The organism is Pseudoalteromonas sp. Scap06 (assembly GCF_013394165.1).
In the GTDB taxonomy this organism is placed as follows: domain Bacteria; phylum Pseudomonadota; class Gammaproteobacteria; order Enterobacterales; family Alteromonadaceae; genus Pseudoalteromonas.
On the sequence record NZ_CP041330.1, the window covers coordinates 50,567 to 62,464 of the forward strand.

The following is an 11,898-nucleotide window of genomic DNA, read 5'->3' on the forward strand; positions in this document are numbered from 1 at the left end:
AGTACTCATTAAGTGAGTAATTTAATAAAAGCATATAGCGTACCAGCTCGGTAAAGATAATTTAACGTATTGAAATTGATGTTATTTTATTATTTTGGTCAATTTACTCACGACAGAATAGCTGAAATTTGTTTTACTATTGTGCATTCATTTGCAATTTAGGTGCATCAGTATGACCAAACCGTTTTCACAAGCCTGCGAAAATAATAAAAATCATATACTTAAGGCTTTGCAGCCTGCATTGCAAAATGCAGCATCAGTACTTGAGATAGGCTCGGGGACGGGTCAGCATAGTGTTTTCTTTGCCAAAAAATTGCCACATTTACAATGGTATACCAGTGATCGAGAGGTTAATCATCAAGGAATAAAGTTATGGCATGATGAGGTGCAACTGGCAAACTTGCATCCGCCTTTATTACTTGATCTAAACTATTCTTGGCCAGTAAATAAAGTGGATGCGGTATATACTGCTAATACTTTTCACATAGTGAGCTGGGAGTTAATTACGCGTTTTTTTGCTGGAGTAAATCAGCACTTAAACCAGCAAGGAGTGGTGTGTGTATATGGCCCTTTCAAATATAAAGGGGAGTTTACCAGCCCCAGTAATGATGAATTTAATAGTTTATTGCAAAGTCGCGATCCGCTTAGTGGTATTCGTGATTTCGAAGCGGTTGAGCAGCTTGCAGTGCAATATGGGCTTAAGTTACTCAGCGATACTGCGATGCCTGCAAATAATCAGTTACTCATTTTTAAACGGCAATAAAGTGCTACATTGTTGTTTGTAAATTTCGATATGTTGGCATTCGCGTTCTAAGTAATCTGCAATGGCATTATTAAAATCGGGGTGAACAATGTGATGGGCAGAGTAAGTGATTATCGGTTGAAAACCACGAGCGATTTTATGCTCTCCTTGTGCCCCAGCATTAAAGCACTGAATGTTATGCTTAATAGCATAATCAATCCCTTGGTAATAACACAGCTCAAAGTGAAGCGAATCTATCTCTTCACTAGCACCCCAATAACGGCCGTAAAGGGTATTATCACCAATTAAGCTTAAGGTGGCGGCAATTACTTGCTGGTCTCTTTTGGCTAGCATAATGAGCAATTTGTCAGCCATTAAAGCGTGTAACAAGCTAAAAAAATCACTGTTTAAGTAGCCTAAATGACCCGATCGTTTTAAATAAGTGCGTTGATAAAACTCACAAAAAAGCTGCATTGTAGCGGTAGTGATTTTCTCGCCTTTGAGCCATTCAATACTGATATTTTGCTCTGTGATTTTAGCGCGCTCTTTTTTAACGGCTTTACGCTTTCGGGCATTAAAGGTTTTTAAAAAATCGTCAAAATCTTTAAAGTTATTATTAACCCATTGAAACTGCACGCCGATTCTTCGCATAGCACCGGTATCATAAAGATGGGTGGCTTGTGCTTTGTCGCAAAAGTTTACATGCCAGCCTGACCATGCCTGTTCTACGCAGTGGCTATTAAGTTGCTCTGTTATGTACTTATACACTAGCTTTGGATTGCTATGCATAATACCTATTCTTTGTCCCTCAATCGGGCTAAAGGGAATACCACATAGCCATTTAGGGTAATAATCTAAGCCATTTTTTTCATAAGCTTCAGCCCATGCCCAGTCAAATACATATTCACCGTAGGAGTGCGCTTTTAAGTAGCCAGGGGCAAGCGCAATGAGTTCATCGCCTTCATAAACGGCTAAGTGATGAGGCTGCCAACCTGTTTTTGCGCTTACACATTGGCTTTGTTCAAGTGCGTATAAAAAAGCGTGTTGAGTAAAAGGATCATCGCCAAAAAAATGATGCCATTTTGTTGCGTCAATCTGGTTGATGCTATTAAACCATTGGTGAGAAAAGTGGCTCATAATAATAGCCTTATCTTGGTACTGCGAGCATAAGTACATAAGGAAAAAGAGGTGCTTAAGTTATAGCGCGTGATTATTATTAAGTTATTGATAAATTTTATATGTGGGTATGTGTTCATTTAACATAGCAATATACGCAAAGACATTCTGAGAGCTTATCGAGTTATAGAGGTTTTGCAAGATGTTGATTAAATATAATACTTTCAAATTAGCGTTGTTTTTAGGTTTGATTTTGATGGCAAAAGAAATACTGAGTCATCTTTATTTAGACTTGAGCTGCTAAGATTAGTTTATAAAAAGGTGTAATCAAAAAGCTTATACTAAAGCTAATTATTACCTAATTAACTTCGAAAATAAACGGTCCTAACCTAGGCGTATATTTTAAAGTGGTAGCTGTTTTTTACTGAATGATTGCTTTAATACAACGGTTGATTCTATGTTGGCGATACAGCTTAAGCTTCCTAGTTGGTGCTTTACAAACTGCTCATAACTTTCTAAATCCTGAGAGATAATTTTTAATAAATAGTCGTGGCTGCCTGAGATCACAGAACACTCAAGTACATGCGGTAGCTTTTCTACATGTTGTTCAAACTGTTGTGCGGCACTCACTGAATTTTGGCACAGTCGCACGAAAGCATAAACCAGTACATTAAGGTTGAGTGACTTAGGGTTAATAGCAGCGTGATAACCAATAATAACCTGTTCTTGCTCAAGCTTTTTAATGCGCCTTAGAGTAGGAGTATCCGAGAGATTAATAGTATTGGCTAATTCTGATACCGACATTCGAGCTTGAGATTGCAAGGCAACGAGTAGCTGCTGATCTTTATTATCTAACATAGTTGTAGAATCTTATTATTTATCTATCTAATGATAGTGATTATTGCTAACAATGGCTGCTTTTACTATTTTTTTTAGCGCTTTAACCTCTGGGATCTTTGTTAACATTAAAAAATAATAATAACAGGATGTAGTCATGAGTTCTTACACAGCTAAATTTGATAATTGGATTAGGTCTGAGTTTGTTGCCCTAAACTCTCAATTAGAGGAGTTGTATTGGCAGCAAGCAGATAAGGCAAATGTTGAAGGGGTCGGGGATAACTTAAAGCAGACTTTGAAAGAGCAAGGTAATGCGTTGATCAGAGATTTATTAGCCGAAGGTAATACCGACGAAGGGTTTGATAGCGCATTTGATTTACTTGGTAATGTAGGCTTGTTTATGGCGGCTTGTCGTAGACATGAAATTACAGAGCCAAGCAGAGAGAATAGTTCACCGCTGATAGAAGCATCGGCGCTTGCTATGCATATTGGTGCTTCTATTGGAGTAACCCCTCGTTTTGCAACCGCACATTTAACCACCCATAATAAAGCCATTAATGGCACCTATAAACGGTTTACAAATCTTGATGATGAAGCCCTTTTTTTAGATTACAACACCCAAGGTATTTTAGCGTATAAACGTGCGAGTGATGCTTTACTAAAAATATTGCCATTAGGCATTTCACATCCCGTCACTGCTGAACTACTTGAGGTGGTTAAAACGGCACTTATTGATGTAATAGCGTCGAATAATGCCTTGTATACTCAACTTGATACCGAGCGTTTTTTTAATTGTGTACGCCCATACTACAAGCCTTACCGGGTAGGTAAAGAAGTTTACCGTGGTGCAAATGCGGGAGATTTTGCCGGCATTAATGTTATTGATATGCTGCTAGGACTTTGTAGTGCAAATGAGCCGAGTTACTCGCAAATGCTGGTGGATAAATTTTTATATATGATGCCAGAAGATCAACAAATATTGCGAGAAGCCATGCGTATGCAAAGCTTTATGGATGACTTCTTAAAAGCCGAGCAATATAAACATACAGAGTGGTTTCAAAAGCACGGCAAACTATTTATACAAGTGTGTAAATTACATGGTGACACCGCTATCGGTCATCATAACCAACTGGTCGAAAAGTTTATTGCCCAACCGTCAGAGCAAATGCAACAACAGCATATTAATAAAGTCACTGCCAGTGGACCGCCTTTGCCAGTATTACTCGATTCCTTAGCTAAATTAAGGGATAGACGTGCAGCAGCTAAGCGAGACGATATTAATACGCGTTTTGATGACTTAAATACGCTAAAACAGTGGATTAACTAATATGGCTAAAAATGATTTTTGTATGCCAAGGGGCTGCTATTTATTAAGCCACTCTGTTGGTCGACCTTTAAAAAGTACTTTAGAAAATGCTACTGAGCAGTTTTTTACTCCTTGGCAGGAAAGTGCCAAAGAGCCATGGCAGCAATGGCTACCAGCTATAGAAAATTTTACGGGTGCATTAGGGCGGCTATTTAATGCGCCAATTGAGCAGTTTTGTCCTCAGGTTAACTTATCTAGTGGTTTAACTAAATTGCTTATGTCGCACCCCGTATTTAATAAACCACAGTGCACGGTATTAATGGCGCAGGCCGACTTTCCAAGTATGGGGTTTGTAATGCAAAAAGCACTCCCTGCATGTGCAACAATACGTTTCATCCCCGAGCATGAAGATCTAAGTGATAGGCAGGTATGGCAGCGATATTTAACCCCAGAGATTGATGGTGTGTTTGTGAGTCATGTTTATTCTAATACGGGTGTACAAGCACCTCTAAACGATATTGTGGCGCTTAGTAAAGCGACAAACACACTCTCAATAATTGATGTGGCGCAATCGGCAGGGGTTATTCCTATAGACCTAACGGCGTTAAATGCCGATTTTATGATTGGCTCAAGTGTGAAGTGGTTATGCGGGGGCCCAGGAGCTGCTTATTTATGGGTAAATCCACAGCAAATAACGCAATGTGAACCAAAGGATGTTGGTTGGTTTTCACATCAAAATCCATTCGAGTTTGATATTACGCATTTTCAATATAACGCTAAAACACTTAGGTTTTGGGGTGGTACGCCTTCTATACTCCCTTATGTTATTGCCGCTGATAGCATTGAATATATTGCCCAGTTTGGTGTGGATAAAGTAAGAGCGCATAATTTGGCGTTGTTAACGTTACTTCAGCAGCAGCTAGCTGCTTTTTTAGTATCGCCAAACGATAAAGATCAGTGTAGTGGTACCGCTATTTTAGATTTTGCAGAGCATCAACAAACCGTATTAGCGGCATTGGAGGCAGCAAACATAAGTGTGGATGTGCGCAAACTCGGTATTCGTATTTCACCGCACATATACAATACAGTGTCAGAGATACAAGCGTTTATTGCTACGGTGAAAAAGGTAATTAAGGCTGCTGATTAAGCTGTTGTTTTTTTTGAGTGAGTGCCGCTATTTGTTGTTGTGCTTGTTTTATTTGCGGTTCAAATCTTTGTTTAAGTACCGCAGTTTCTGTAGCAATTGCATCTGCAATCGAATCAGCGCCTAAACGATTTGCTTTATCTTGGGTCATGTAACCGACTTGCTGTTTCTTTTGTGCGTATTCTTGTTGGTATTGCTTTATTTTAAGCTCAAGCTGCACAATATCGCGCTCTATTTGTTGCACCTCAAGGTAGTCATCAACTGAGGTATCGATAACTAGGGCGTTTTCAGATTGCAATGCATTGGTTTGCATAATGTTGACGTTTTTAAGCGTGATCACTTTAGCGTCTTTAGCGCATGGAGTTTGACTGAAAGTCGGCACCCCTTTAATGGTGCATTTAAAAACCGTCACTTCATTTGCCATGCTGACAGTGCAGGCACCTAAACAACACAGTAGTAATATTAGCTTTGCCATGGTTAAACCTAAGCTGGTTTAAAGTACCATTTATAATGCACTAAGTTGTAACACCATACAATTTGTTTAATTTAATAGCCTAAGTCAAGTACGCTTTTCAAAACGAACAATTCCATAGGTTGTTAAAAATTTAGGCACAAAAAAACCACAATTAAGTGGTTTATATTCAGTAATGGTGGAGAGGGAGGGATAGGCTTGCTTACATCCATGTAATCAATCGCTGCGCGACGCTTGCAGCGGCCTAAACTATTCCAGACACTTTATCGAACCCAGTCGAGGGCTCTCACCCTCCCAATTAGCAGCAAAGCTTATTTTTGGGCACAAAAAAACCACAATTAAGTGGCTTATATTCAGTCATGGTGGAGAGGGAGGGATAGACTTGCTTACATCCATGTAATCAATCGCTGCGCGACGCTTGCAGCGGCCTAAACTATTCCAGACACTTTATCGAACCCAGTCGAGGGCTCTCACCCTCCCAATTAGCAGCAAAGCTTATTTTTGGGCACAAAAAAACCACAATTAAGTGGTTTATATTCAGTAATGGTGGAGAGGGAGGGATTCGAACCCTCGATAGAGCTACAAACTCTATACTCCCTTAGCAGGGGAGCTCCTTCGGCCACTCGGACACCTCTCCGACGCATTATTCTGCGTGTTATTAATCGGGATAAAACCAATTAATAAAAATAAGTGGTGGAGAGATAGGGATTTGAACCCTAGAGGGGCTATAAACCCCTGCCGGTTTTCAAGACCGGTGCATTCGACCACTCTGCCATCTCTCCACGTCGTGATGCAGGATAATACTTAGGTGAGTAGTCTGTGTAAATAGCAAAAAGATCGTTTGCTTAAAAAGTGAGCGTAAATGCGGTTTTTTTTATAAATAATGAAGATTTAAGGTGATTTTTAGCTATGAGGTGGCTGGCAGCAAACTGGAGGAGCTAAAGAAGAGTCTTCATTTAGAGGTTGGGTGTTTGCTGCAACAATACAAAATCATGGTTGGGTGATTATTTGTATTGAATTGCACCGCCAAGTGCTAATTTTTTTCCGTAACGATTAAGTTTAGCTAGCATTTTTGCTTTGCGATTAGTTGGCTTAACGGCAACGTGAGTTGTGGCTGTTTGGTTAAGTGTATTAATTGGATTCATTTTATTCGCTCCGTGGTTGTGTCTGTTGAAAACATGTGCATTTTGCACGCAGGGTGGTTAAAAATAAAGCGATAAAAATTGCTGGTGAAGCATTAGTTTTTTTAATCCGAAACTGGTTTATTAATTTATCGTTCAACTACTGATTTATTATTTTTTGTATAATTATTCATCCTGGCTCATTGCTATGTCGCTTTTATATGGGGTCTTTTCGATTTTTTTGAGTTTAAACTGTTTATAAAAAGAGTTTTTTGAATATTTATTCAGATTAAATTATTTTGTATTGGTTGGGCTTAGTTTTGCTTTATTCAAAGATTTAACATGTTATTTATAGGCGGTTAATTATTTATCAGATAAGAGCAGTAAATAAACGATAAAAAATAGTGTTGCGAAGTTTTTAAATTATAAAAAAAGTGCCTAGGTTACTAGGCACTTTGGAGTTAGTTGCGTTTTAAAGCGCTTCTAACCGGGGAGCGCACCATCTCATGGATATAAATCTAAAAAGATGGGTTTAATTATATTTGCAATTAGGGCTTACAATCATCAGCTTGGGCGGTATTTTAAGTGATCTAGAGCGAAGCGAAGATTATACTTTGGTTTGTATTTTACTATGAAGCCACAAAACAATGCTGCACAGCAAGAGTAGATCCGCTCAACGGTCTATTATTTGAGTTAAATGGTTTTAAGTAGGATATAAAACGCAAAATGCGGCATAGCTTAAAAGCAAATGTCGCAAAGGGAGATTAATGTGGGGTATTACTCTATTAATGCTGTTTAATAGTAAATAACTCATAGCCCTTAAGTGCAGGAACTTGAGCGGTTAGTTGCGTTTCTTGTTGCGCTATTTCAACAAAGTCATCACATAATGAATTTGCACGCTTTTCTAGTGTTTTGGCATGCAGCTCTACTTTTTCTTCTATTTGTGCGCCCATATTTTCCATGCGCTCTTCAAATGCTTGCATGTCACCGCCTGAACTCATTAACTCAGAGCCCAATGCCACTAAAATGCTGCCCATTGATTCCATTACTGCTGATTCAACCGCTGTTTCTATTTGCTTTTCAAACTGCTGTTCAAAGTTTTCACCAAATTGAGTAAAGCTTTGTTGACCCATTACAAAAGTACCTTGCTGATAAAAGGTGCTTTCGACTTCTTGATGAATATCGTCCATTAAGGTTGAAATATTATCGAGGCCGTCAATATTAAACGCATTGGCAACTTCTTCTAATGCGACACCTGCAATTTTAACCCCTTCAAGGGCAATATTGGCCACTTCAGGTAATTGTACGCGTAAATTGTCTGTGTAGTCGGTCATTGCTTGGCGCTGTGCACTATTTAATGCTACTTGCTCGCCATTGATAGACAGCTCACCTTCAGCGGTAAATAGCATGCGCTGATTATTGGCTTTAAAAATTTCTAACTCATTGGGTTTGATGCGTACATCATTCTTAAATTCAACGTTACATTCATCGTTACTAAATGAAATTGAAGAGTCGTTCGTGTTATGAGCCATTGCTACTGGGGTGCACATTATTGCGCTAACTAATAATAATTTTTTCATGTTTATTCTCTGTTTTTTGCTGATGATAATTTACTTATAACAAGTTTGGTGCCAATTATTTTTAATATTTTAAAACAATGACTTGAGATTCTTTGAATGCTCTAAAGTCGAAAGTGTACTCATTGAAAATACTAAAATGTGGTCAAAATAACCAACAATTAAATGCTAATAAATAAAATTTATCGATACGATAAAAAACTCTCACTTTCCACAATTCAAATTTAACGCTATTTATTCACAATACTGACACAGAGACTATTTAGGATAGCTATGTGGCTTTATTTTGACGTAAATTTGTACAGCTAATTTATGTTGAACATTTTAATTTCACCAATTATCGCGATATAGAAATCCGTAATTGGTCTCAAACACTTTATGGAGTGGGTTGTGGGTAAGACATTTAGTTACGATGCGCTAGATGATGATTTTGTTGAAGACGAATACGAAATGGTCGGGCGTAATCAACACGACAAGAAAAAGCAAAAGGTGAAAAGAAAGTTAGAGGATTACCTTGAGCAAAAACGCTTGCGTAAAAACCTAGGTGAAGATGACTTAAACGATTATATTGATTAGGCTGTCGCTAGTACAAATAAGCGCTGTAGTTGGCAATAAAGAGGCTTTGTGCCTCTTTATAGTTTTTTGGGGTTAAGCCTTAGCTGCGAGTAATGCTTTTTCAATTACTTTTTCTAGTTTTTCAGGTTTGGTAATGGGCGCAAACCGTTTAATGGGTGTGCCATCTGCCGCTACTAAAAACTTAGTGAAGTTCCACTTAATTTTTCTTGTTAAAAACCCCGGGAGTACAGATTTTAAATAGCGAAAAACTGAATCTGTATGTTGGCCATTTACACTCACTTTTTCTGCGACTAAAAAATTAACCCCGTAATTTATTAAACAACCTTGCGCTATTTGCTTAGCGTCGCCAGGCTCTTGTTGACCAAATTGGTTACATGGAAAGCCTATAATGACCAAACCTTGGCTTGCATATTTTTCGTGTAATGCTTGCAATGATTGATATTGATAAGTTAATCCACATTCACTTGCGGTATTTACGATTAATACAACTTTGCCTTCAAACTCTTTAAAGTCGATTGGCTGGCCTTGCAGACTAGTAGTCTTTAGTTGATGGAATGGGTGCATATAAATACGCTTATTATTTGTTTATTTTGCATAGTCTAACCTTTGTGTGATGATCTACAAAGTCTAAGTCACTTCTAGAGCGCTTGCTGCTAATTTAAAATTAAAAACAGCCCCATTCCGGCCAAGGTCGTTAAGTAAATATTATGGGTTTTGTAAGCAACAATAACAGCAACGATAGCTGCACTGAGATAAGGGTTTTGCCAGTTTAGGTTTATACCTTCGTCATTTATAAATACAATTGGCACCCAAATCGCCGTTAGTACCGCAGGTGCACTAAAGCTTAAAAATTGCTGCATTTTTGGCCCTACTTTAAATGGTAAGGCGCGGTGTAAGAATAAATAGCGAGTAAAAAAAGTAATACATGCCATTAGTAAAATAGTGGTCATCATCTTTTGTCCTCCTTATTTTGCACTAATCGGGTAACAACGTAACCTGCGCTCATTGCTAGAAGCGCAGAGCATACTAACCACAATTCAAAGCCTGTGCTTTTTAATAAAGTGGCACTGATCCCTGCAACAATAACAGTGACTAAAGTAGCTAAGTTTTTTATCCCTGGAACTACTAAGGCAATAAAAGTCGCTGCAATTGCAAAATCGAGTCCTAGATTGGTGAGGTCTGGGAGCATAGTACCGGCTACAATGCCAATCAGGGTCCAAATATTCCACGTAATATAAAAGCTAAAACCTGCGCTCAATGCATAAATTAAACGGATTTTAGTACGATAGGCGCGCGGGTGGTGCGAAAAAGCAAATAGTTCATCAGTTAACACAAAGCTGACAGGCAGGCGCCAACGCATGGGCTGCTCAATTACTTTGTGACGAACCGCCAAGCCATATAAAAAGTGGCGAGAGCTAATAATAAACGTGGTAAAAAGAATGGTTAGTAGAGGGGTGTTACCAGCAATGAGCTCTATTGCAACCAGCTGTGCCGAGCCCGCAAATACCAGTAGTGACATGGCTTGAGTTTCAAAGGGAGTAAAGCCGTTTTGTATTGCCAACGAGCCACATAAGATACCCCAAGGAATAACCGCTAAACACAGCGGTAGCATATCTAAAAAGCCTTTTAATACTGGTTTTTTAATTGACTGCATGTGTTTGACTCTGTGCATAGGTGGAAAGACTCATCGGGATACCTTAATATTGAGAAGCTAAAATAGTTAGCGTTTTAGATGATACTTTTTTTTAGGGAAGGTGCAATGTTTAAGGTAAAAGTGTGGGATGGCTTTGTAAGAAGCTTTCATTGGTTATTAGTATTGAGTATTGCTGCGCTTTATTTTAGTGCAGAAGAGGGCATGATCGAACTTCATTTTGTGGTTGGCTTTTTTACTTTAGCGCTTATTTCAACACGGATTATATGGGGCCTATTTGGCAGTAAAACAGCAAAAATATCGGTATTACTGCACTCTCCTAAATCGGTGCTTGCTTCTTTTGCTGGCAAAAAAACAAATGAGGTGGGCCATTCTGCACCAGGTAGTTATATGGTGTTATTATTTTTTATTCTGATCATAGCGCAGCTAGTAAGCGGTTTAATGAGCAGTGATGGTATTTTAACAGATGGCCCGTTAGCGCAGTATGTATCGAGTGATACGATTGATTTGGCCAATTGGCTGCACCATATTAATTTTGATATTTTATTTTATGCGATTATTTTGCATGTTGTGGCTATTATTGCTTACAAAATTAAAGGCAAGCCTCTGGTCAAAGCAATGATCACCGGTAATAAAGCACTAGCAACAAAAAGCTCAGAGCCAGAGACAAAGTCACCATGGGTTGCATGGGTTATATTTTTGGTACTACTGGTTTTATTAATGAGTACCTGGGGAAGTGAGCATTTAAGTTATTTGCTTAGTTAAAAAAAGTGGCGCTAATACAGCGCCATTTTTGTTCTTAATACACCGTATATATTAGTCTTTGAATTGCTTATGACAATCTTTACAGCCTTTAGCCCATGCACCAAACGCTTTACCAATAACAGCTTTGTCACCGGTTTGAGCTGCTACAGCAAGTTCATCAGCATATTGTTGAAATGCTGTCGCTTTTTTCATAAAAGTATCGTTTTCAGACCATACCGCAGGAAGTGCTGATGTATCACCCTTATCAGTACCTGCGTAAAAAGCTTCCCAAGGCATTTTAGACAATGCCGCTGCGTTATTTGCACGCTGCTTAAATTGCTCTGCATCAAAAGGAATTTTACCCTTAAGCATAGCACCCATATCGCCTATTTGAACTGAAATCATAGAGAATGCAGCTTGGCGATACTCAATCGCATCACTCGGCTCTTTAAATGCAGAATTTGCAGACACGCTAAATGCGCATGTAGATAGTAACGCCCCGATAAATACTTGCTTCAATTTCACTTTGCTCTACTCCTTTGACGGTTATTTGATTATCTTTGTATCTTAGCTCAGGCTTTAGTTCAAGGGAATGCATAGATTATTACTTTG

At 38.6% G+C, this 11,898-nt stretch carries 14 protein-coding genes and 2 tRNA genes; 5 read left to right on the forward strand and 11 right to left on the reverse strand.

The window, feature by feature from the left end:
• Positions 1-172: 172 nt before the first annotated feature.
• Positions 173-763, forward strand: a complete 591-nt coding sequence (locus FLM47_RS00260) for a DUF938 domain-containing protein (protein ID WP_010392551.1) — start codon at positions 173-175, stop codon at positions 761-763.
• Here the strand turns inward: FLM47_RS00260 and FLM47_RS00265 are convergent.
• Both FLM47_RS00265 and FLM47_RS00270 read right to left on the reverse strand, forming a co-directional pair.
• A complete protein-coding gene (locus FLM47_RS00265; RefSeq protein ID WP_138609626.1) occupies positions 740-1,879 on the reverse strand; it encodes a GNAT family N-acetyltransferase in 1,140 nt (379 codons plus the stop codon). The genes FLM47_RS00260 and FLM47_RS00265 overlap by 24 nt on opposite strands.
• Positions 1,880-2,260: 381 nt before the next feature.
• On the reverse strand, positions 2,261-2,716 hold the full coding sequence (locus tag FLM47_RS00270; RefSeq protein ID WP_010392556.1) for an Lrp/AsnC family transcriptional regulator: 456 nt from the start codon (positions 2,714-2,716) through the stop codon (positions 2,261-2,263).
• A 136-nt stretch (positions 2,717-2,852) separates the two neighbouring features.
• Between FLM47_RS00270 and FLM47_RS00275 the strand changes: the two genes are divergently transcribed.
• Positions 2,853-4,022 (forward strand): monodechloroaminopyrrolnitrin synthase PrnB family protein, encoded by a 1,170-nt coding sequence (locus tag FLM47_RS00275; RefSeq protein WP_178954474.1) that lies wholly within the window; start codon positions 2,853-2,855, stop codon positions 4,020-4,022.
• A 1-nt stretch (position 4,023) separates the two neighbouring features.
• A complete protein-coding gene (locus FLM47_RS00280; protein WP_178954475.1) occupies positions 4,024-5,148 on the forward strand; it encodes an aminotransferase class V-fold PLP-dependent enzyme in 1,125 nt (374 codons plus the stop codon).
• On the opposite strand, the gene FLM47_RS00285 is transcribed toward FLM47_RS00280, so the two are convergent.
• The 5 genes from FLM47_RS00285 to FLM47_RS00305 form a co-directional block, all read right to left on the reverse strand.
• Positions 5,132-5,620: an RNA-binding protein gene (locus tag FLM47_RS00285; protein WP_178954477.1), complete on the reverse strand. Its 489-nt coding sequence runs from the start codon at positions 5,618-5,620 to the stop codon at positions 5,132-5,134. The two genes, FLM47_RS00280 and FLM47_RS00285, sit on opposite strands and share 17 nt — an antisense overlap.
• Positions 5,621-6,161: 541 nt before the next feature.
• Positions 6,162-6,254: transfer RNA gene (locus FLM47_RS00290), tRNA-Ser, on the reverse strand.
• 54 nt (positions 6,255-6,308) lie between these two features.
• Positions 6,309-6,399, reverse strand: a tRNA-Ser gene (locus tag FLM47_RS00295).
• Positions 6,400-6,621: 222 nt separating this feature from the next.
• Positions 6,622-6,762, reverse strand: coding sequence for a hypothetical protein (locus FLM47_RS00300; RefSeq protein WP_010392563.1), 141 nt, complete (start codon positions 6,760-6,762; stop codon positions 6,622-6,624).
• A 761-nt stretch (positions 6,763-7,523) separates the two neighbouring features.
• Positions 7,524-8,318 (reverse strand): YggN family protein, encoded by a 795-nt coding sequence (locus FLM47_RS00305; RefSeq protein ID WP_178954479.1) that lies wholly within the window; start codon positions 8,316-8,318, stop codon positions 7,524-7,526.
• A 387-nt stretch (positions 8,319-8,705) separates the two neighbouring features.
• Here FLM47_RS00305 and FLM47_RS00310 point away from each other — a divergent pair, with 387 nt between their 5' ends.
• Complete coding sequence (locus tag FLM47_RS00310; protein ID WP_008108975.1) at positions 8,706-8,891, forward strand: PA3496 family putative envelope integrity protein; 186 nt, start codon at positions 8,706-8,708, stop codon at positions 8,889-8,891.
• 72 nt (positions 8,892-8,963) lie between these two features.
• Here the strand turns inward: FLM47_RS00310 and FLM47_RS00315 are convergent, their stop codons facing one another.
• The 3 genes from FLM47_RS00315 to FLM47_RS00325 all read right to left on the reverse strand — a co-directional run bounded on the left by FLM47_RS00315 (position 8,964) and on the right by FLM47_RS00325 (position 10,545).
• Positions 8,964-9,455, reverse strand: a complete 492-nt coding sequence (locus tag FLM47_RS00315; protein WP_178954481.1) for a glutathione peroxidase — start codon at positions 9,453-9,455, stop codon at positions 8,964-8,966.
• An 89-nt stretch (positions 9,456-9,544) separates the two neighbouring features.
• The gene (locus tag FLM47_RS00320; RefSeq protein ID WP_178954483.1) at positions 9,545-9,844 is read right to left on the reverse strand and encodes an AzlD domain-containing protein; all 300 of its coding nucleotides are present in this window, start codon (positions 9,842-9,844) and stop codon (positions 9,545-9,547) included.
• On the reverse strand, positions 9,841-10,545 hold the full coding sequence (locus FLM47_RS00325; protein ID WP_178954485.1) for an AzlC family ABC transporter permease: 705 nt from the start codon (positions 10,543-10,545) through the stop codon (positions 9,841-9,843). Before FLM47_RS00325 ends, FLM47_RS00320 begins: the two co-directional genes overlap by 4 nt.
• Before the next feature lie 105 nt (positions 10,546-10,650).
• On the opposite strand from FLM47_RS00325, the gene FLM47_RS00330 reads away from it, so the two are divergent.
• A complete protein-coding gene (locus tag FLM47_RS00330) occupies positions 10,651-11,307 on the forward strand; it encodes a cytochrome b/b6 domain-containing protein (protein WP_178954487.1) in 657 nt (218 codons plus the stop codon).
• Positions 11,308-11,358: 51 nt separating this feature from the next.
• On the opposite strand, the gene FLM47_RS00335 is transcribed toward FLM47_RS00330, so the two are convergent.
• Positions 11,359-11,811 carry a cytochrome c gene (locus FLM47_RS00335; RefSeq protein WP_010392576.1) on the reverse strand — a complete coding sequence of 151 codons (453 nt, stop codon included), beginning with the start codon at positions 11,809-11,811 and terminating at the stop codon, positions 11,359-11,361.
• Between the last annotated feature and the right edge of the window lie 87 nt (positions 11,812-11,898).